Source organism: Rhizobium altiplani (genome assembly GCF_001542405.1).
Classification (GTDB): Bacteria; Pseudomonadota; Alphaproteobacteria; order Rhizobiales; family Rhizobiaceae; genus Rhizobium; species Rhizobium altiplani.
In genome coordinates, this window is the sequence record NZ_LNCD01000099.1 from 1 (window position 1) to 19,545 (window position 19,545).

The following is a 19,545-nucleotide window of genomic DNA, read 5'->3' on the forward strand; positions in this document are numbered from 1 at the left end:
TAACGAAATGGACAGGCGGGTCGACATGCGTCCCCCACTGACCGACGAAGCTATAGCGATGGACTTGTGCGATATCGCCTCTGTCGAAATCCATCACGAGCCTTCTCTCTTCATCGGGGAAGCTTGAAAACCTCGGCTGACCCGGACCGAACGCATGGGTCAGGTCTACGAAGTCAGCCGAGGAGATCACCTCCCGATACATATCCCACAAAGGGTGTCGGGAGGGACGGGTCATGGTGCCGGCACGAACGAAGGGGCTTCTTCCGAAGCAAGGTAGAGCTTGCCATTCTTCACGCCGATGACGGTCACGGACTTCTCCGGCACTGGATTGCCGTCCTTGTAGGTGATCGTACCGGTGACACCTTCAAGGCCAGCAGTCGTCTTGATGGCCTCGTGGATTTTTGCCGGGTCGTCACTGCCGGCGCGCTTGATGGCGTCCGCCATCAGCTTCATGGCATCGTAGCCGAGAGCTGCGAAGGTGTTCTCCGGAGCACGCCCGTACGCTTTCTTGTATGCTTCCATGAACGCGGCGACTTTCGGCGAAGCGCCCTCACCAATGAAGCTGTGCGTCGTGAAATAGGTGTTGTTGGCAGCCGGACCACCCATCTCCAAGAGAAGCGGCGTGTCGTAGCCGTCACCGCCGACGACAGGGATATCGACCCCGGCTTGGCGCAGTTGCTTGAGGATAAGGCCGATGTCGTCGCCTCCAGCCGAGATGAAAATGAAATCCGGCTTCTCACCCAGGGCTTTGATTTTCGTCACCTGGGCGGTAAAGTTCTTGTCGCCGGTTTTGTAGGTATCCGTTCCCAGCAGCTTGCCGCCACCGTTCTCATAGGCTTTCGTAAAGTATTCGGCGAGCAGGGTCGTATACTCCATACCCATGTCGGTGATCAGGTACCCCTTCTTGGCATTGAGCTTCTCGAGCGCGAACTCCGCTCCGACCGCCGCCTGGACGTTATCCCCAAAGCAGGCCAGGAAAACCTGCGTGCCGACCTGCAGGGGAAGCTTCGGCGACGTAGCGCCAGGCGTGATCAAAGGAATTTTTGCGGCTTCGATCTGAGGAGCCGCCGCCAACACGCTGTCCGGATCGGCAAAACCGATAAACGCTTTGACTTTATCGCTCTCGATCATCTGGCTCGTGACCGTCGAGATCGTCGCAGTGTCGCTCTTGGTGTCATAGGTAACAAGGTCGATCGGGCGGCCAAGAACACCACCGGCGGCGTTGATCTCCGACACCGCGAGCTTCGCGCCGTTCAACATGGGTCCGTCAAATGAAGCCTCGATCCCCGTGATATTGGCCGGAAATCCGATCTTGATCGCATCGGCGGCGGAGGCTGTGGTCGCGAGCATCATCGCGGCCATCATTCCGAGAGTGAGCGTGGCACGCCTGGAAAGGCTTGGCATAGTGTTACCCCTTTTGCTTGGTTATTGCCGAGCTTTTGAACCGAGAGTGAACTCCCGGTCGCCCATGATCCCCTTCGGCCTGAAGATCATGACAACTATGAAGATGAGTCCGAGGATGATCTGGCTCGCGCCGAAAACGGCCGGGACTTCGAAGGCACCAAGTGTGAAGCCCCTCTCCACGGACCGTAGGACTTCTGTGATCAGCGATATGCAAACGACGCCGATCAGGGCCCCTGAGAGCGACCCCATTCCGCCAAGGACCAACATCGCAACGATGTTCATTGTCATCGCAAAGTAGAACGTCTTCGGCGAAAACGAACCGAGGTAGTGCGCAAAGATCGATCCGCCGACGCCTGCAAAGAATGCACCCACCACAAAGGCGGTCAGACGCGTTCGCAATACGCTTATTCCGACTGCGCTGGCGGCGAGCTGGTCGTCCCGGACCGACTTCATCGCTCGTCCGAAGGGCGAATGAACAAGACGCCATAGGATATAGAAGGTGATGGCGAGCCACCCCACCGCCCACATCAAATTGGCGTCGACGGGCACCCCTGTGAACGTGCGGGCTCCGCGCGTGAAGTCGCTTGCATTGATCAGCACGACATTCACGATAATGAGAAAACCCATCGTGGCGACGGACACAAAGTTACCCGACAGTCGCATGAGCGGAAATCCGACGATAACCGCGAGAGCTGCCGCGATCAGTCCAGCCACAATGGTGGCTGGGAAAAACCCGAGATGCATTTGGGCGATCAAGAAAGGAAGGTTGGGGAGCAGCGCCGACTTCTGCTGAACGGAAAGGGAGAGAATGCCCGAAGCGTAAGCCCCGACCGCAATGAAACCAACGTGACCGAGAGAAAAAACCCCGGTAAAGCCATTGGTCAGCGCAAGCGAAAGCACGAAGATGCCGTTGAGCGCCATAAGAAGGCATATCCGGCTGACATAGTCGCTGGCTATTGCAGGCAGAAGCCATGCTGCCGAGATGGCGAGCGCGATGAGGGCGACGCCGATTGCGTGTGACTTCAACATCAGAGCTTGATCTCGCGATTGGGTTGGAGAAGGCCGCCGGGCCTGAACAGCAGGAAAGCGATGAGCAACGCGAAGACGATCGCGTCCCTGTAGGGCGACACGGACGAAGGCAGGAAAGCGACGATCAGAATTTCCAAGGCACCCAACATGTACCCGCCCACTAGGGCGCCGGCGATCGAGCCGAAACCGCCGATGATCGCTGCCACAAAGGCTTTCAGCAGCGGAGTAAAGCCCATCTGGGGATCGACCGCCCCCGCCTGAGCTGCCCACAAGACCCCGGCCAGCCCGGCATAGGCCGAGGCGAGCAGGAAGGCGATGACAATCAGCTTATTGACGTTGAGGCCCACAAGCTGCGCGGCATCCGCATCCTCAGCGGCGGCACGCATTCCCAGTCCCGCGGTGGTACGCGTGGTGAACCAGCCAAGCAGCACCAGCGAGCCTGCCGAAACCGCGATCGTCAACAGGGTAATGTTCGTGAGGGTGATGCCCCCTGTGAGCTGCCACGACCCATCGAGCCACGTTGGTATCGGAAAGTTGCGCGGCGACGAACTGAAGATGACAATACCCACATTCTCGAGAATGTATGTCACCGCGAGACTTGTCAGCAGACGCGCAACATCCGGCGCTTTGCGGATGGGTCGATAGGCGATGCGTTCAATGAGGATGCCCAGGACTGAGGCGACAGCGACGCCTATGACGATTGCCGGAATGAATGGAACGCCTGCAGCGATGGAGAGAACGGCACCGAAGGCTCCGACCATCATGACGTCCCCATGGGCGAAATTGGTCAGACGCATGATCCCGAATATGATCGAAAGCCCGACTGCGACGAGGGCGTAGAGGCTGCCGAGGCTTACCGCATTCAGGAGCTGTTGAAGCACATAGTCCCAGAAATTCATTGTGATGCTCCCAAGTAGGCCTGAGCGACACGGTCGCCTACCCGAAGATCGGACGCTTCGTCGGTAAGCACGACCTGACCATTTCGAAGCACGTATGCGCGATCCGCCAGGTCCAGAGCCAGAGCCGTGTTCTGTTCGACCAGAAGCATCGTCATGCCGCGCCGCTTTAGCTCTCGAAGGGCTTCGAAAATATGCCGGACAAGGAGCGGTGCGACGCCGAGGGACGGCTCATCGAGAAGCAGAAGCCGTGGTGAGGCCATCAATGCCCGTGCCAAAGCCACTTGTTGCTGTTCTCCGCCCGAGAGGGTTCCTGCAAGTTGCGACATGCGCTGCTTGATGATCGGAAACAGCGTGAACATGTTGTCAAGATCTGCCGCGACTTGATGAGCGTCAGACCTTGTACTGGCTCCCAGGCGCAGATTGTCGGCGACGCTCAAGCCGCCAAAAAGCCGCCTTCCCTCGGGGCTCTGGGAAATGCCCAGCTTGACGATTTTCTCAGGAGTGAGGCCGAGAATACTCGTCCCTTCGAACGTCACGGCGCCGGATGACGGCCTTGTGAGACCGGATACCGTTCTTAAAGTGGTCGTCTTGCCCGCGCCATTGGAGCCCAACAAGGCTACGACCTCCCCATGCCCCACGCTGAGCGTGACCCCCTTTAACGCGCGCACGGCGCCGAATGAGACGGTGAGATTCGAGATTTCCAGCCGAGTGCCCGCATTGCTATTCATGGCCGAGATAGGCCTCCCTCACCCGCGGGTGCGCGCGCACTTCCTGTGGTGTTCCGACGCAGATAACCTCTCCTGCAGCCAGCACCTGGATGCGCTCGCAGAGATTCATGATCAGGTCCATGTCGTGTTCGACCACGACGACCGTCACGCCTCGACTGTCCCGGATACGTCTGATCAAGTCGGCGAGCTGTTTGGTCTCTGCGGAATCAAGGCCCGCGGCGGGCTCGTCGAGCAGAAGGATGTCGGGGGCGGTCGCCAGCGCTCTGGCGATCTCGAGCCGTCGCTGATCGCCGTAAGGAAGTTCGCAAGCGAGCCGGTCGGCGTGGTGTGACAGCCCCACCAAGGAGAGAAGTTCCTCCGCCTGGCCGTTTGCCGCCTCCTGCGTCGCAAAATATCGCCTGGTGAGCAGAACGGCTTCGAAGATGTTCGTCTGGTGCCTCAGATGAGCTGCGGCCCTGACATTTTCCCGCACCGTCAGAGATACGAATAGCCGGGAGCCTTGAAACGTCCGCGCCAGGCCTTTTGCGACCACTGCGGATGGTCGCAAACCGCTGATGCGGTCGTGCCTGAAAAACACCTCTCCCGCGGTGGGTTTCGAAAACCCGGTGATGCAGTTGAACAGCGTGCTCTTTCCCGACCCGTTCGGCCCGATGACGCCGACAATCTCGCCTTTGCGCAAATCGATCTGGTGATCGCGAAGCGCGATCAACCCTCGGAAGCTTTTGGTGAGCCCTCTGGTTCTAAGCAAAATTTCGTCGCTCGACGCGTCGACCATTCCGCAGCCCCTCCTCTAGTTTTTTCGCATAAGGCAAGACTATTTCCAAATAGTCAAGTACCTATCCTATGGTGAATTTACGCGAGCAACATCGGAGCCAATATCACCTAGATACATTCGGTCAGCCCTGCTAAATATCTTCTTTTCAATGGTTTATAATGAATCACTCTGAATTCTGGGCAGGAAAGTCACTTGACATGGCCTCTTCGTGACAATAGCAATGGGCGAAAATGAAGGAGGACCTCAGCCCATGAGTGATGTCTCGCACTCCAAAGATTTTTGGCACGATGCGGCAAAATCCGTTCGAATCCCCACCCGCGCCTTCGTCGGCGGGAAGCATGTAGATCCGGCGGGCGGGAAGACCTTTGACGCCGTAAACCCCGCCACGGGGAAAATACTGGCAGCTATCGGCGCCTATGATGCCTCCGATGTCGATGCCGCGGTCCGGTCGGCGCGCAAGGCCTTCGACAAGGGTGACTGGTCGCGTTGCGATCCGGCCGAGCGCGGCCGTGTGCTGGTGCGCCTGGCGGACCTGATCATGCAGAACCGCGAAGAGCTGGCGCTCCTCGAAACCATGAATATGGGTAAGCTGATAACGGACTCGACCAAACTGGACGTGCCGAGCGCGGCCGCCGTGTTTCGCTGGTACGGGGAAGCTGTCGACAAGCTTGTGGACGAGGTGATACCGACCGACGAAAACCGACTGGCGATGGTGACCCGCGAGCCCGTTGGCGTCGTCGGCGCTGTCGTCCCTTGGAACTTTCCACTGAAAATGGCTGCATGGAAATGCGCGCCGTCACTGGCGGCGGGCAACAGCGTCATTCTAAAGCCCGCCGAACAATCGCCGCTGAGTGCTTTGCGACTGGCAGAACTTGCTGCGGACGCTGGTATTCCCCCGGGCGTGTTCAACGTCCTCCCAGGCCTGGGAGCGGATGCGGGACGGGCAATCGGACTTCATCCTGACGTCGACTGTGTTGCCTTTACGGGCTCCACCGAGGTCGGAAAGATGTTCCTTGGCTATTCCTCCCAATCGAACATGAAGCGGGTTTGGCTTGAATGCGGCGGAAAGAGCGCCAACATCGTCTTCCCGGCCGTGGCCGACATCGGAGCGGCTGCGTCCGCCGCGGCCCTTGGAATCTACTTCAATCAGGGCGAAGTATGTTCGGCGACCTCCAGGCTCTACGTTCACGCGTCAATCCATGACGAGTTTGTTGAAAGGCTGAAGGGCGAAGTTTCGAAATTTCAGCCCGGCGACCCGCTCGACCCCGCATCAGGAATGGGCGCGCTCGTCAGCGAGGAGCATCTCGAAAAAGTCAGTGGCTATATCGATCTCGGGAAAAAGAGCGCGACGCTGGTTGCAGGCGGCGACAGAGCGTTGACCGGCAGCGGAGGCTATTTCATCGAGCCGACAATCTTCACCAATGTGGAGCCTGGTTCGACGCTATCGCAGGACGAGATATTCGGCCCGGTTCTGGCCGTCACCCGGTTCGAAAGCGAAGACGAGGCGGTCGGGTATGCAAACGCCTCCATTTACGGCTTGGGCGCCTCGGTCTGGACAAACGACCTTTCGCAGGCGCACCGCGTTGCCCGGCGCCTTCATGCGGGGAGCGTCAGCGTCAACCTTGTCGACAACGTTGACGTCAGGACTCCGTTCGGCGGCGTGAAGCAATCGGGGACCGGGCGAGACCTATCGCTTCATGCCTTCGACAAATACACCGAGTTGAAAACGACGTGGATCGCCCTTTGACGCACAGCGCTGCCACTCTCACGAATTCGAGCCGGCTTTGGAGCTCGATCATGCGCATTGCGGAAATCGGCGCGATTGAAGGAAACGGCAGCTGCCGCCTCTCCCTGACCGACGAAGACAAAGAGGCGCGCGATCTCTTCCGCTTCTGGGTGACCGCGGCCGGATGCGAGGTGCGTGTCGACAACTTCGGCAACATTTATGCGATCCGCCCCGGCGCTCGCGATGATCTGCCCGCGGTGCTGATTGGAAGCCACCTTGACACCCAGCCCCATGGCGGTCGCTTCGACGGTGTGCTTGGGGTCATGGCAGGACTTGAAATCGTCCGGGCGCTGAACGACGCCGGGATTGAAACCGAGGCGCCAATCGCCATCGTCAATTGGACCAACGAGGAAGGCGTTCGCTTCAAACCTGGGCTAACGGGATCGTGCGGTTTCGTCGGCGCCTTGCCAGCTGGCGACGAGAGTTCGATCTCCAGTTCCGACGGCAGCCGATACTACGCCGAACTCGCACGCATCGGATATGCGGGGCAGGATCGCCCTCCGCAAATATCGACCTATTTCGAGATGCACATCGAACAAGGCCCCGTGCTGGAGAATGCCGGCGCAACGATCGGCATCGTGGAAGGTGTCCAGGGAGTCCGATGGTTTGAAATTGATTTTCTCGGCCAGGACGCTCATGCCGGGACGACCCCCATGAACAATCGCCGGGACAGCTTTCTCGCGGCGTCACGATACGCCTTGGGCTTTGTCGAACGAGCTATGGACATCGACCCTGATGTTCGGGTCACATTCGGCCGTGTCGAAGTCGAGCCGAATTCCACCAACACCATACCCGGTCGCACGCGGCTGGTGCTCGATCTGCGTCATATCGACGAACACGTTCTCGACAGGGTCGAGCGGCTCATGGCCGATCAGGGCGAGCCGCTCAAGAAGCTGGGTTTCGGGTTCTCCATCAACCGCATCATGAACGTTCGACCTGCTTCGTTTAATCGCGACCTTAAAGACGCGGTCGAGAAAGTGGCGTCTTCCCTGTCGATGCCATCGTTGCGCCTCCCCAGCGGTGCGATGCACGACGCCAGCAACCTCGCGGCCGTCGTGCCCTCCGCGATGATTTTCATCCCCTCGCGAAACGGCATCAGCCACAACCCACTTGAGTGGTCCGAGCCCATGCATGTAGGGGATGGGTGCGAAGTACTGTGCCGTGCGGTCTTAGAGGCCGCCAAGGCTTAGAGGGGAAAAGGCCGGACCATGCAAAACCAAGATCAGTCACTCAAGATCGGCGCGAAGCTCAGGCACGCCCGTCTGCTTATGGGCATCAGCCTAGCGGAGCTTGGCGAAAAGATCGGTGTGACGGAAGGCTATCTCTCAAAGCTCGAAAACGATCGCTCGCAAGCCTCGATGGCGACGCTTCACAAATTGGTTCAAGCCCTCGGTACGAACATGAGCGAGTTGTTCGCGACACCTGCGGAGGATCACGGGCCGGTGCTTGTCGTACGCCAGAACGAGAGGGCCCGGCTTGTTACAGGCCATCGACGCGCGGGAAACCAGGTTACCCTCGAAAAACTTGTCCCAAGCGGCCCGGGATATCTTCTGCAGATCAATATCCATGTCGTGGCGGCCGGAGGCGGGAGTTCGGAACCCATCAGCCATATGGGGCAGGAGTTCGGCTACGTCTTGGCTGGAACCCTGGAGCTGACAGTCGACGGTCATCCAGTCCTCCTCCATGAGGGAGATTCCTTCTATTTCGAGTCCCCGCTTCCCCATTCCTACCAGAACCTGGGCGACGGTGAAGCGAGGATTCTGTGGGTCAACACTCCGCCAACTTTCTGATCAGAGCCCGCCTTTGACGTCGTCACTGCGGGTCTATCAACCGCCAAGGAACCTAAAGAATGAACTATGACGTTGAATCGGTTAGACGGAATTTTCCCGGGCTCCAACGCAAGAAACACGATCGGCAGGCAGTTTTCCTTGATAATCCCGCGGGGACGCAGGTCGCCGCCTCGGTGATCGAACGCATGACCGATATGATGATCAATGCGAACGGAAACCTTGGGGGCTTTTTCGACACGTCGCTTGAAGCGGCCTCAAGGGTCGAGGCTGCACACCGGGCGGCGGAGGCCTTCGTCAATGCCTACGAAGAAGGCGAGGTCTTTTTCGGCCAAAGCGCCACCGCCCTCACCTTTGCCATGTCGCGCAGCATAGGCTCGCTGTTGAGCGCCGGCGACGAGATAATACTCTCGCGCATGGATCACGACGCGAACGTCGCTCCGTGGCTGATGCTTGCAGAGGACCTGAACTTGAGCGTCAAGTGGCTGGATTTCTCAACCGAAACCTATGAATTTGATCCGGACGACCTCGTCAAGCTGATCAGCGACAAAACCAGGCTGGTCGCAGTCGGATACGCAAGCAACATCACCGGCACAATAAACAACGTCCAAGCGCTTGCGCAGATCGCGCACCGTGCCGACGCACTTGTCTACGTGGATGCCGTGCAATACGCGCCTCATGGATTGATAGATGTCCAGCGGCTCGGCTGCGATTTCCTCGTGTGCTCCGCCTATAAGTTTTTCGGTCCGCACTATGCCCTTCTTTGGGGCCGCAGATCCGTCCTCGACCGGGTGAGACCCTATAAGGTACGCGCAGCGTCCGATACGTTGCCATGGCGATTTACCAACGGTACGACGAACCGGGAGCAGTTGGCTGGGGTCCATGCCGCTATTGACTACATAGCGGCGCTCGGCGACCAATTCGCAGGCACCACATCCGCGTCCGGTCTCCGCGCACGTCTGGACGGTGGCTATAAGGCCATGAAACATCATGACGATCTGTTGGCTCTCAAGCTGATCGACGGGCTTCGAGCGCACAACAGAGTTCGGGTGTTGGGGATCAGTGATGCCAGAAGCCTCGATCGCCGCGTATCGACTGTAACCTTTGTGGCGGAAGGGGTTCCATCGGCCGACATTGCTCGCCACTTGGCTTCGAAGGGTATTCATGTTTGGAGCGGCCACAATTATGGGCTGGAAGCAAATCTTCGGCTCGGCATCCTCGATTCGGGCGGCGGCGTGCGTATCGGCCCAGTGCACTACAATACTCTCGAAGAGATCGACCGCACTCTGACAGAGATCTCGGGAATCCTGTCCCGCTAGCTGTTTCGGATCCGCAAGGGAAAGTGCGAGCCGGGGGCAACGGTGATGAACTACCCGGCCATGTTCAAACGCGAACGGGGCCGGTCTTCCATGCCGCGGATTGCCCCACAGTCAAGAATTGGACGCCGGGTTACCATCACGCTGCGCTTCCAAAACGACAGGATCAGCAAATCGGCAAGGCCGCCAGTTGTCAGCGCAACCGCGCCGTGCCGTGAGCGCCGTCACCGGCTCCTCTCGGGGCGCGGGCTGCCAGACGATACGGCCCCGGTAACTCCGCGTCGAGGTGATCTGCGATGGGAGGTCGCTTCCTTGCATCCTGACAACGTTCGGCCGTTAGGAGAACGGAGCGTCGGGCGCTAACCGCATCTACCGCTGGAAACAAGCCGGGCCCTGGAAAAGTTGCCGAACTGCGGAGACACTCCCCCACCTGTTAGCGTTTGCGAAGCTCTCTGTTCTTTTATTCGCGCCATCGCCGACCGGCCGGACAAAGCGATTTCCTGTTCCGCTCGTCGCCCAAATAGCAGCTATCGGCTGTTTGGCGGCACTATCGCCCAACCGATCGTTCGGTCGTGAGATGAAGGGTATGTGTAGACGCAGTTGCGACAGCCGCCGCACATTGAACCGCTAGTTTATGATGGCGCTGGGTCAAGGCAAATTTGTCCCGGCCCAGCCCCAATTTCAATCAGCCAAGGATGTTGCGAACTGTTCGCATGAAAACTCCCGCCCCAATACCGATCAGGGGATCCGGATAGTCGAAGTCTGGGTTGTGAAGACCAGGGTGATTAACTCCGGCGCCAAGAAAGAACATCGCCGATGGCGCAACGCGTCCGAACACTCCGAAGTCCTCTCCGGCTCGCATGGGCAATATTCCATTGCCATCATCGAAGCTCACGCCTTCATCCGTCATGGCTTTTCTCAGTTCGGCAACAGCCTGGGGCGCATTGCTGCTTTGGGGGAATACGTCTTGGTATTCTATGCTTACAGTTAGGCCGGCCGCTTCAGCTTCAAGGTGAACGAGCCTTTCAGCAGCTGTGACCAGCTCCGCCATCGCGTCATCAGAAAGGGCTCGGAGTGTCGCCCAAACCTCGGCATATCCAGGGCTGATTCCGAAGGCGCGTTCGCCCAATCTGGCATAGGTAATTGTCACCTGCAGGAAATGCTCATCTACGGTCATGCCGCGGCCCAAGGCCGTGAGCCCCTCAAGCAGCCTTGCAACAGCGAATGTCGGTGCTGTTCCCTCCTCTGGCGAAGACGCATGGGCGGTCTTTCCGGTCAATGCGATCTTCAATCCTCGGGACGCGCAGTTGATGGGACCCTCCCTCAATGCGCTATGCCCAAGAGGAAGTCCTGGGAAATTGTGAAGCGAGAAGACCAGGTCTGGTCTGATCGCAGCAAACTTCGCGTCCGCGACGACCGCCGCCGCGCCGACGCCATTCTCCTCCGATGGTTGGAACATCAGGACCACTCTTCCGCGCGAAGGGCGCCTTTCGCCAAGTCCCTTGGCGAGCGCAATGAGAGTGGCCGTGTGTCCATCGTGGCCACAAAGATGGCCCTTGCCGGGAACCTCGGATCGGTAGGGAAGGTCGGAGATTTCGTCTATCGGCAATGCGTCGAGCTCGGAGCGGAACATCAGGCTTGGCCCATCTTCCCTGCCTGAAAAGATCGCCGCAACACCATGCCCGCCGATCCCGGTTAAAACCTCGTCCGCGCCAACGGCGCGAAGCGCATCGATGACTGCGCTTGCCGTCTCGACTTCTTCGCCAGAAATCTCCGGGCGGCGATGGAGGCTATGTCTGAACGTTGTAATTTCGTCAAGCTGCTCGCTCGTTAGAAACAAGTCTGAACTCCTTCGAAACGTTGATGAGCGCCAATTTTTTACGACGCCAAATGCTTGCGCAGAAAGCTCTTCGTGCGCCCCTCGCTAGGATTGACAAAGATTTCGTCCGGAGGTCCTTGTTCGACGACGACGCCGGCGTCCATAAACATGACGTGGTCGGAAACCTCAGCTGCAAATCGCATCTCGTGCGTCACAATGAGCATCGTCATGTGTTCGCTGGCGAGCTGCTTCATGACAAGGTTGACCTCGTCGACCAGTTCCGGATCGAGCGCCGAGGTGGCCTCGTCGAAAAGCATCACCTTCGGCTGCATTGCAAGAGCCCGCGCGATGGCGACACGTTGCTTCTGACCGCCAGACAGACGGGCTGGAAACACGTTTCCCTTGTCCGACAGGCCGACTTTCGCGAGTAGCGTTTTTCCGAGGTCCTCAGCTTCTCTCTTGGACAGTCCCTTCAGCCGAATGGGACCAATCGTGATGTTCTGCAGCGCTGTTAAATGCGGGAATAGATTGAACTGCTGAAACACCATGCCCATCTGCTGTCGGATCTGGTTTATATGCTTTTCGAAAGCGCACCCCTTGAGCGGCCGGTTCACCTGCTGGCCGTCGAGCCAAATCTCGCCGCCTGATATTGCCTCCAGCATATTGATCGAGCGTAGCAGGGTGCTCTTGCCGGAGCCGCTCGGACCGATGATCGAGACAATTTTTCCCCGCTCAACGCTGAGATCAATCCCCTTCAACACTTCGAGGCTACCGTAGGACTTACGGATCTGTTGCAACTTGATCATTGTTGAATCTGCTTTCATCGGATTTCCTCCGCTCTTCTGGCTGCGCCGGCGAGCAACCACTCCATCACCAGGTTGACGACGTAGTAGCAAACGGCAGCGGTGAAATAGAATTCGAAGGGTCGATAGGTTTCGCTGATTGCCCGCTGGGACTCCAGGACCAGCTCGGTGATACCAATCACCGAGAGGACTGCCGTATCCTTGAGGAGAATGATGCAGTTATTCCCGACGCTCGGGAACGCTATCAATAGGGCCTGCGGAACGATGAAATGTCTGAGCGTCGCCCAGCGGCCGAAGCCGAGCGTTCTTGCTGCTTCCGTCTGACCTGGATCGACAGCCTGCAAGGACGAGCGAACAATGTCCGCATTATAGGCTGCGTAGTGCACTCCCAGTCCCGCGACGCCCGTCCAGAAGGCCGGGAGCATTATGCCGATTTGCGACAGCCCGTAGTACAGAAGGTAAAGCTGTAGCAACAACGGGGTCGCCATAAACAGAAATATGATCGCTCTCATGGGGACGATGAGCGCCGCCGCTCCGTATTGCGCGGTGAGCGCAATGCCCGTGCCCAGAACGATGCTGAGCGTTCCCGCAAGGGCCGTCACCAAAACGGTCCATCCCAGCCCCTGGAGGATCACCGGCCAGTAAGGAAGTATCACACCGAAATCGAGGGTCATGGAGCGGTCGCTCCTCCGTAAGACGCCTCAGCGAAGCGCGCTATTGCAAGGATCACAGCGATAATGATGATGTAGGCCGCGCCAGCCACTCCGAAGACTTCGAACGGCTTGTAAGTCGAAGTGACGAAGCGCTGGGCTGAATATGTCAGCTCGACGACCCCGATTGTTGAGACTAGCGCAGTGCCTTTTGTCAGAATGACCGTGTTAACTCCAAGCGACCTCAACACAAGGGGCCGCGCTTGAGGAAGCACGAATAGACGCATTGTGTCGAAGCGACCAAAGCCCAAGGTCCTTGCCGCCTCCGTCTGGCCTTTGTCCACCGACAGGATCGCACCACGCATCCCTTCGGACATGTAGGCTCCGATATTGAAACCGAGCGTGAGGATGCCGGCGACGAAAGGCGTCAGCTCCATTCCGAATTGGGAGGTTCCAAAGAAAACAAGGAATAGCTGGACCAACAGAGGCGTGCCGCGCATGACGCTAACGTAGGCAGTAGCGATTGCGCGGATTCCAAAATGCGTGGAGAATCGCGCGGCTACCAGCAGTGCAGAAACTGCCACCCCGATCATGAAGCTCGCGACGGCGAGCTTGATGGTCATCAAGCCAGCTTCCGCCACGAACGGCAATATCTTCAATATGAGATTAATATCCATGGCGGAAGCTTTCGTCCGGGAGGACAATTAGTTTCGAATGTCCATTCCGATCCACTTCTTCGCGATGGCTTCGTACGTGCCATCTGCCATCATATCGTCGAGCGCCTTCTGCATCGCGGCCGCGAGTTCAGGGTTTTCCTTTCGGATAGCAATGCCGATATCGTACTTCGGCAAACTGCTGTCCTTGATCTGCTCGATGGCAGCGCCGCTTTTGTGGATGGCCACGATAACGGGCACGTCGTCGGATACAATGGCATCAACTCGGCCGGAATTGAGCTCAAGCATCAGCTCCGGCAGTCCTTTATAGGTTCGGACATCGAACTTCTTTTGGTCACGCGCCCATTTCTCGGACACCTCGCCGAGCGTCGCGCCAACGGTCTTGCCATCGAGGTCGCTCAATTTGGTCGAGGACGAACCCTTTTTTACGAACACTCCAATGCCTGATCGGTAATAGGGGCCGACGAAGTCGACTGCCTTCTTGCGCTCCTCGTTGATCGTCATCGAACCGATGATCGTGTCATAACGCTTGGTAAGGAGGCCAGCGATGATGCCGTCCCATTGCGTTGTGATAATTTCGGGCTCGACCTTCAGCCGCCGGGCGATTTCAGATGCGATGTCGACGTCGAAGCCAACGACCTTGTTGTTGTCGTCGACGAAGCTGAACGGCGGGAAGACGCCAGACATGGCGACCGACAATTTGCCCGCCGACTGAATTTTCTCCAAATCGTCCGCACGAGCGACATTCACAAGACACATGCTGGCGGCCACGGCAACTGCAGCCGCAATACGCTTGAATGATCCCATTTTCTTCTCCTCCGGTGGGGTTTCGCAACCAAAAATCTTCGATGAACGCAAAGAGTCGCAGCCCGACGGGGCTGAAGAGGAAGGTGCCACTGGATTGTCGCGATTGACGCTGCGTCGCCAGACTAGACGTCAGCGTGCTCCCCGTTTTTGTTGTGCCCAAATTATGCTGAAGACGCTGCACGAAAAAGAACGCAAAGTGTTTATTTTTAAGCTAAACTGACGATTTCGATACACACGGTCACCAAAAGGTACACTTCTTGATGGACAGTCTCGATCACCGTATGATCGCCGAGCTCCGCATCAACGGCCGCGCCTCTATTCCTCAGCTGGCGCAAATATTAGGGGTCTCGAGGGTAACGGCGCAGAGGCGTCTCGATCGCTTGATCGAAAACGGGGACATCAGGGGGTTTACGGTCCGTCTGCGGGACGAAGTTCGCGATGATCAGCTTCGAGCTGTTATGCTGATTGAATTTGCCGACTCCCCAGTCAAGGGGGTCATAGCGGCGATCAAGCGTATTCCAGGAATTGCTGCTGCCTATAATACGAATGGGACCTGGGACGTGATCGCGGAAGTCGAGGTCTCCACCATGAGCGAACTCAACGCGCTTGTGACAGCGGTCCGTTCGCGCGAGGGGATCGCAAAAAGCGAGACCTTCATCATACTTGGCCCCGCGTAGATGAAGCATCGGCGACTTCCAGTAACTTCGCCAAACTATGCAGTGTCGCGATATCGACGTGCGACGTGCGGAACTTGCAGGCTGCGCCAAAAACCACTCACGGAGCGGTCGAACATCCATGCTGGGACTTCAAGAAGTCGATCAGAAGAAGACCCAGAAAGGTTGCAGCGGAAAATATGCGTCCCTTTGGACAACGCCTCATGGACGTGAACAAACCGCCCGGACCAGGGATGCCACGGATACAAAAGCTCGCGAACGGCGGTCCCGTGGGTGTTCTGTCGTCGTGTTGTACAACCATTTCCAGGCGCACTCATCGCTCGGATACAAGACCCCACCAACACCCACCCCCATTAAGCACAGCTGTGGAGGTCTGTTTGATTCTTATAAGGCTGTGTGGTGGAGACTCCGCGTGCGATTAAATTCTCGCGCTCCACCAGTCACTGAAGCTGGTTGGCCGCCTCGGCAAGCGACTTCGTGTATTGGACTTGCAGCCATGTGAAACATAAATGGGTCCAATCCAAACAATCGATTTTACCGACCCGCAAGATCCGCATAGCGTCTTCCGGCAGTGCCCCGACCGGCCGGCAGATGATCGCCGTCTCAAAGCAAGCTCGCGGATGGCATACGAGCCTCTCCATCATTGCCAGGCAACCTCGGCAGCGGGCCTTTTTCAAGAATTTGAGGGTAAAGAATATGGAAAATTTCGTGTATTTGTTGGATTCCGACACCGCTACCTTTCGTGCTGCTGAGCTTTGTGATCGAAACAGCATTGCAGCGATCTCCGACTTAATTGGAAGCGATCTGATTCAGATGATCCGCTTCGACGACATGCACTCGCTATTTGTTGACGAAGAAGGTTTACGGGCTGGGCTTACCTCATTTACAATCTTTGACGGCTACCCGACGCCTCTTGCCGGGAAGATAGCGCTCTTGGGAGGCGACGGTAGCCAACCCTATTGTTCCCCAACGATAACAATGACTGAAGCGGCGCGACGTTTTCAATGTTGCCGGCCGGTGTTTGATCCAGTTTTTGTTCCAGCGGACCAAATGGGGCAGAAGGGCCTCGTAGTTGCAGGAGCAGTGGAAACCCTCCACGCGCGTATCGATCGCCGCACCCCGCTGCTCGTACGAGACGGCGCAACGATGAAATTCGAGATCCGGGAAACAAACCGGATCGCACTGTTCACGAGCGTGCGATAGCAGCGCGAGAAAACGAGGAGTTGAAGTGTCACACTCGCTGCGTACCGGTGCCATAGGGTCGGACGTGAGTGCAGCGGCTAGAGCTTTTCCACAGAGTGACGTAGCGCAGGGAAGATGCAGCGTGTCCGGCGGTCGACCACCCTTGGCGTTCCACGCGGCTGAGTTTGAAAGTCACCCAATCGGCGGCCAAATCGTAAGCGGATTGGCACGTCTTTCTGCCGCACTCAAACGTGGAAGAAACTGACCTGCCACTGTATTTCCCTACAATATGGATTAGAGTTCGGCCCATTGAGGCGGATTTATGAAGAAGCAGCGATTTACGGAAGAGCAGATCATAGCGGTGTTGAAGGAGCAGGAGGCCGAAGCGAAAGCGGCAGATCTTTGCCGTAGGCAGCGGATTTCCGAGACGACCTTTTACAACTGGAACGCCAAATACGGCGGCCTGTCGCCGTTTAACGTACTTTGAAATCAATCCCGCTCAAGAGGGCAACGGGTCGCGTTATTCAGTCGTTTAAACCGCTCCAGCCTCTTTCTCAGCTGCGCGTTTTGCAGCCTTAGTGGCCAGCTGAATCCTGAGCACCATGATCTCTTCATTGAGGTTCATTTTCGTCTGCAGTGTGAGTTACTTGGCAGACCTTGGGAGCGTTCGAAATCGCGGCCGCTTCCTTGCCGCGACTTCGTCGCTTGCAGATTGGTGCCTCGAGACATCGAGTGATCTCCGCAGCATCATGTGCAACGGTGACGTCGAAACCTGCACCGCCGCCGGATACAGCTGCATACCTGCCTTATCTGTAAGCGTCAAGCGCGGCGGAGATCGCCTTCAGACCACCACGAAGTTCTTCTTCCGTCGGCCACCCGAAACCAACGCGGAAGTAGTTGCCCGGCATTTGAAACCAATGGCCAGGCCCGACATAGGTGCCGTGCTCGTCGAGGAGCGATCTGTAGAAGGCGCCGGCGTCAAAGTCCGCGGAAACCTTCAGGCGCGGGAAGCCCACGACACCACCTGACGGCCTGACCCATTCGACGAGAGGCTCGCCATTAATCCATTCTTGAACGATGTCGCGGCGCCTGCGCATTTCCGGCAGCACCTTCGCGAGGAACTGCTCGCTTTTCTTGAGGAGCTCGAGAGCGACAGTTTCGTCCAGGATCGAACCGCAAATCGCGATCTGTTCCTTCGCAGAAAGGAAGCGTTCGTAGAGCACCTCGTCCTGCGTGATCAGCCACCCAACGCGGATACCCGGGATGCCGTATGCCTTCGAAAGCGAGGCTACGCTAATCGCCTTTTTGCTCAGCGAGGCAGCTGTCGGAAGCTTCGCTTCATAGCTCAGATCTCGGTAGGTCTCATCAACGAGTAGATAGCAGCCGTGATCCTCGGCGATCTGAATCAAACGGTCGAGCTCGGCGCGCGACATCGTGGTGCCACTCGGATTATGTGGGCAAGTGACGCTGATGAAGCGCGTGTTGGGTCTTAGCGAGTTTGCGACCTTATCGATGTCGACAGAAAAGCCTCTGTCGAAATCGAGATCGATATATGTGATTTCGCAACCGATCGCTTTCGGCGTTTCGATGTTCGTAGCATAGTTCGGCCGCACGACGACGAGATGGTCGTTCTGCGAAAGGAGCGTAGTAGAGATAATAAACAGAGCCCCCGCAGCACCAGGAGCCATGAGGACGTGCTCCGCAGATAGGCCGTCGTCCTTCTCGACAACCAGCTTACGCAGCTCCGGATCGCCACGATGCTCGCCATAGAGAAGCTTGACGTCCGGAATAACGACGCCGATGTCAGACAGTCTCTGATCTGTAATAGAGCTTTCAGAAAGATTGTACTTAATCAGGTCGTAGCCGTATTCTTCCGGCGATTCCTTTTCAATGACCATACGGGCGTATTTCATGAGGCTACCTCCTGTTCGAACATGTCTGCTGATGCAGACGCCTGAGGTCAGCTACCGTGAACGTGCCTTTTTCCGCTATCCTCCCAGAGGACTACAGCGTCGATCACTTGCGAGCGTTCCCAACCGCGGCCGATCTGAAACGGGCGGACTTTCATCGCCCTTGCTGCTCGAGATTCTTCGATAGAAAAATACGAACCGCTACGCTAAAACACACCAACAGCGCCGCGCTCGGCGCGCAAACCGAAAAAACCAGCAGTTGACCGCGTCCTGGTCGGGCTGGCTGGCTTCTTGGGCGGGCGAATGCTGCATACAGCAGAGTACAAGCAGATCGGCGAAATGATTGCGTCATGTCGGGAAACTGATTTTTGTGCGCGTCTTGCCGAGTGGATCCGAACGGATGCAGCTGTCGACACGCTTACGATGGTCGTGTACCGCGGCTCTGAACCGCCAATACATCTTTACGATGACTTCAGAAATGAGACGGCCCGCGCTGGGATGATGACCTATCTGACCAGCACCTACGTCCTGAACGCCTTTTTCCAAAGGCATCAGACGGGGCTCCACTCTGGCGTCTACCGCATTCGTGACCTGGCCCCCGATGCATATCTCCAAAGCGAGCTCTACAAGGGATATGAAGTGGTCCTGTCTGAGCGTGAAGAGATTGGCTATGTCACTGAAGGCTGGCCACAGGGCCTCGAAGAGATCGATATTGCAGTCTCGTTAGGAAATTTGGTTACAGCTGAAATAGGCCTCTATCGCGCTACCGACCGAGGCGGCTTTGCGGATGAGGCGATCCGACTCTTCCAAGCAAGAATGCCGGTGATCGAGGCTGCATTCCACGCCTATTGGAGCTATTCGGAATCCCGACCTGCATCTGAAGAAGAGGCGCCTAGACCGAACGCAAGGATTGGGTTCGAAACCTTTGGTGCCTGTCTAACGTCGCGTGAACGGGAGGTCGTGACAATGATCCTGCGCGGTCACTCCTCGGAATCGATTTCCTACAATCTCGGAATTTCAATCACCACCGTGAAGACCCATCGCAAACGCGCATACGAAAAACTGAATATTTCGACCCAAGCCGAGTTGCTTTCCCTCTTCTTGGAGCACGTTCAGTCGAACTATAACGCTCCGCATTGAGCTGAACAGCCTACACGAAGACTACACTGTTAATTGTCGCTTCGATCTGAGCCGCATTTCCGCTTGCGCTGATCCGCGCTTCTGGACAGGCGGTCCGGTGTTTAGCCAATTTGTTTCATATCTTAGACTTCGTCGGGCTGTTTCACCACAATGACGGCATAC

Annotated in this window: 19 protein-coding genes and 1 pseudogene; 8 read left to right on the forward strand and 12 right to left on the reverse strand. The window is 57.3% G+C overall.

Features of this window, described 5'->3' with window-relative positions:
• From AS026_RS44280 to AS026_RS23245, 6 genes are all read right to left on the reverse strand, one after another.
• A partial coding sequence (locus AS026_RS44280; protein ID WP_144443507.1) for a cyclase family protein occupies window positions 1-235 on the reverse strand: 235 nt, incomplete at its 3' end.
• Window positions 232-1,404: an ABC transporter substrate-binding protein gene (locus AS026_RS23225; RefSeq protein ID WP_007539300.1), complete on the reverse strand. Its 1,173-nt coding sequence runs from the start codon at window positions 1,402-1,404 to the stop codon at window positions 232-234. The genes AS026_RS44280 and AS026_RS23225, both read right to left, overlap by 4 nt.
• 21 nt (window positions 1,405-1,425) lie before the next feature.
• Window positions 1,426-2,433, reverse strand: coding sequence for a branched-chain amino acid ABC transporter permease (locus tag AS026_RS23230; RefSeq protein ID WP_028748629.1), 1,008 nt, complete (start codon window positions 2,431-2,433; stop codon window positions 1,426-1,428).
• Window positions 2,433-3,332, reverse strand: a complete 900-nt coding sequence (locus AS026_RS23235) for a branched-chain amino acid ABC transporter permease (protein ID WP_007539304.1) — start codon at window positions 3,330-3,332, stop codon at window positions 2,433-2,435. Before AS026_RS23235 ends, AS026_RS23230 begins: the two co-directional genes overlap by 1 nt.
• A complete protein-coding gene (locus tag AS026_RS23240) occupies window positions 3,329-4,060 on the reverse strand; it encodes an ABC transporter ATP-binding protein (protein WP_028748630.1) in 732 nt (243 codons plus the stop codon). Before AS026_RS23240 ends, AS026_RS23235 begins: the two co-directional genes overlap by 4 nt.
• Window positions 4,053-4,835: an ABC transporter ATP-binding protein gene (locus tag AS026_RS23245; protein ID WP_028748631.1), complete on the reverse strand. Its 783-nt coding sequence runs from the start codon at window positions 4,833-4,835 to the stop codon at window positions 4,053-4,055. The genes AS026_RS23240 and AS026_RS23245 overlap by 8 nt, the downstream gene beginning before the upstream one ends.
• Window positions 4,836-5,085: 250 nt before the next feature.
• Between AS026_RS23245 and AS026_RS23250 the strand changes: the two genes are divergently transcribed.
• From AS026_RS23250 to AS026_RS23265, 4 genes are read left to right on the forward strand one after another with little or no spacing between them, the layout of a single operon-like run.
• Window positions 5,086-6,582, forward strand: a complete 1,497-nt coding sequence (locus tag AS026_RS23250) for an aldehyde dehydrogenase (RefSeq protein WP_028748632.1) — start codon at window positions 5,086-5,088, stop codon at window positions 6,580-6,582.
• The gene (locus AS026_RS23255; RefSeq protein WP_082728512.1) at window positions 6,567-7,811 is read left to right on the forward strand and encodes a M20 family metallo-hydrolase; all 1,245 of its coding nucleotides are present in this window, start codon (window positions 6,567-6,569) and stop codon (window positions 7,809-7,811) included. Before AS026_RS23250 ends, AS026_RS23255 begins: the two co-directional genes overlap by 16 nt.
• Window positions 7,812-7,829: 18 nt before the next feature.
• Window positions 7,830-8,411: a cupin domain-containing protein gene (locus AS026_RS23260; RefSeq protein ID WP_007539317.1), complete on the forward strand. Its 582-nt coding sequence runs from the start codon at window positions 7,830-7,832 to the stop codon at window positions 8,409-8,411.
• A gap of 59 nt (window positions 8,412-8,470) precedes the next feature.
• Window positions 8,471-9,727 (forward strand): cysteine desulfurase-like protein, encoded by a 1,257-nt coding sequence (locus tag AS026_RS23265; RefSeq protein WP_028748634.1) that lies wholly within the window; start codon window positions 8,471-8,473, stop codon window positions 9,725-9,727.
• A 682-nt stretch (window positions 9,728-10,409) separates the two neighbouring features.
• On the opposite strand, the gene AS026_RS23270 is transcribed toward AS026_RS23265, so the two are convergent.
• The 5 genes from AS026_RS23270 to AS026_RS23290 are packed head-to-tail and all read right to left on the reverse strand — an operon-like array spanning window position 10,410 to window position 14,477.
• On the reverse strand, window positions 10,410-11,564 hold the full coding sequence (locus AS026_RS23270) for an amidohydrolase (RefSeq protein ID WP_028748635.1): 1,155 nt from the start codon (window positions 11,562-11,564) through the stop codon (window positions 10,410-10,412).
• A 38-nt stretch (window positions 11,565-11,602) separates the two neighbouring features.
• A complete protein-coding gene (locus AS026_RS23275) occupies window positions 11,603-12,367 on the reverse strand; it encodes an amino acid ABC transporter ATP-binding protein (RefSeq protein WP_028748636.1) in 765 nt (254 codons plus the stop codon).
• Window positions 12,364-13,020 carry an amino acid ABC transporter permease gene (locus AS026_RS23280; RefSeq protein ID WP_028748637.1) on the reverse strand — a complete coding sequence of 219 codons (657 nt, stop codon included), beginning with the start codon at window positions 13,018-13,020 and terminating at the stop codon, window positions 12,364-12,366. Before AS026_RS23280 ends, AS026_RS23275 begins: the two co-directional genes overlap by 4 nt.
• Window positions 13,017-13,673, reverse strand: a complete 657-nt coding sequence (locus tag AS026_RS23285) for an amino acid ABC transporter permease (protein WP_028748638.1) — start codon at window positions 13,671-13,673, stop codon at window positions 13,017-13,019. The genes AS026_RS23280 and AS026_RS23285 overlap by 4 nt, the downstream gene beginning before the upstream one ends.
• Window positions 13,674-13,700: 27 nt before the next feature.
• Window positions 13,701-14,477 (reverse strand): transporter substrate-binding domain-containing protein, encoded by a 777-nt coding sequence (locus tag AS026_RS23290; protein WP_051321156.1) that lies wholly within the window; start codon window positions 14,475-14,477, stop codon window positions 13,701-13,703.
• Window positions 14,478-14,737: 260 nt separating this feature from the next.
• Between AS026_RS23290 and AS026_RS23295 the strand changes: the two genes are divergently transcribed.
• The 3 genes and pseudogenes from AS026_RS23295 to AS026_RS23305 all read left to right on the forward strand — a co-directional run.
• Complete coding sequence (locus AS026_RS23295; protein ID WP_028748640.1) at window positions 14,738-15,154, forward strand: Lrp/AsnC family transcriptional regulator; 417 nt, start codon at window positions 14,738-14,740, stop codon at window positions 15,152-15,154.
• A 495-nt stretch (window positions 15,155-15,649) separates the two neighbouring features.
• Entirely contained in the window at window positions 15,650-16,354 is a 705-nt protein-coding gene (locus AS026_RS23300; RefSeq protein ID WP_245307465.1) for a DUF3846 domain-containing protein, read from the forward strand.
• A 301-nt stretch (window positions 16,355-16,655) separates the two neighbouring features.
• Window positions 16,656-16,799 (forward strand): annotated as a pseudogene (locus tag AS026_RS23305) (transposase); the annotation flags it as partial.
• A 340-nt stretch (window positions 16,800-17,139) separates the two neighbouring features.
• Here the strand turns inward: AS026_RS23305 and AS026_RS23310 are convergent.
• A complete protein-coding gene (locus tag AS026_RS23310) occupies window positions 17,140-18,246 on the reverse strand; it encodes an aminotransferase class I/II-fold pyridoxal phosphate-dependent enzyme (protein ID WP_028748641.1) in 1,107 nt (368 codons plus the stop codon).
• Between the two features lie 300 nt (window positions 18,247-18,546).
• Here AS026_RS23310 and AS026_RS23315 point away from each other — a divergent pair, with 300 nt between their 5' ends.
• Window positions 18,547-19,383, forward strand: a complete 837-nt coding sequence (locus AS026_RS23315; RefSeq protein ID WP_007539333.1) for a helix-turn-helix transcriptional regulator — start codon at window positions 18,547-18,549, stop codon at window positions 19,381-19,383.
• The last annotated feature ends 162 nt before the right edge of the window (window positions 19,384-19,545 follow it).

Coding starts and splice junctions, on each gene's coding strand:
- AS026_RS23280 (WP_028748637.1), bottom strand. CDS start 13,020: ATGACCCTCGATTTCGGTGTGATACTTCCTTACTGGCCGGTGATCCTC.
- AS026_RS23310 (WP_028748641.1), bottom strand. CDS start 18,246: ATGAAATACGCCCGTATGGTCATTGAAAAGGAATCGCCGGAAGAATAC.
- AS026_RS23265 (WP_028748634.1), top strand. CDS start 8,471: ATGAACTATGACGTTGAATCGGTTAGACGGAATTTTCCCGGGCTCCAA.
- AS026_RS23315 (WP_007539333.1), top strand. CDS start 18,547: ATGCTGCATACAGCAGAGTACAAGCAGATCGGCGAAATGATTGCGTCA.
- AS026_RS23240 (WP_028748630.1), bottom strand. CDS start 4,060: ATGAATAGCAATGCGGGCACTCGGCTGGAAATCTCGAATCTCACCGTC.
- AS026_RS23250 (WP_028748632.1), top strand. CDS start 5,086: ATGAGTGATGTCTCGCACTCCAAAGATTTTTGGCACGATGCGGCAAAA.
- AS026_RS23290 (WP_051321156.1), bottom strand. CDS start 14,477: ATGGGATCATTCAAGCGTATTGCGGCTGCAGTTGCCGTGGCCGCCAGC.
- AS026_RS23235 (WP_007539304.1), bottom strand. CDS start 3,332: ATGAATTTCTGGGACTATGTGCTTCAACAGCTCCTGAATGCGGTAAGC.
- AS026_RS23285 (WP_028748638.1), bottom strand. CDS start 13,673: ATGGATATTAATCTCATATTGAAGATATTGCCGTTCGTGGCGGAAGCT.
- AS026_RS23275 (WP_028748636.1), bottom strand. CDS start 12,367: ATGAAAGCAGATTCAACAATGATCAAGTTGCAACAGATCCGTAAGTCC.
- AS026_RS23230 (WP_028748629.1), bottom strand. CDS start 2,433: ATGTTGAAGTCACACGCAATCGGCGTCGCCCTCATCGCGCTCGCCATC.
- AS026_RS23245 (WP_028748631.1), bottom strand. CDS start 4,835: ATGGTCGACGCGTCGAGCGACGAAATTTTGCTTAGAACCAGAGGGCTC.
- AS026_RS23225 (WP_007539300.1), bottom strand. CDS start 1,404: ATGCCAAGCCTTTCCAGGCGTGCCACGCTCACTCTCGGAATGATGGCC.
- AS026_RS23260 (WP_007539317.1), top strand. CDS start 7,830: ATGCAAAACCAAGATCAGTCACTCAAGATCGGCGCGAAGCTCAGGCAC.
- AS026_RS23295 (WP_028748640.1), top strand. CDS start 14,738: ATGGACAGTCTCGATCACCGTATGATCGCCGAGCTCCGCATCAACGGC.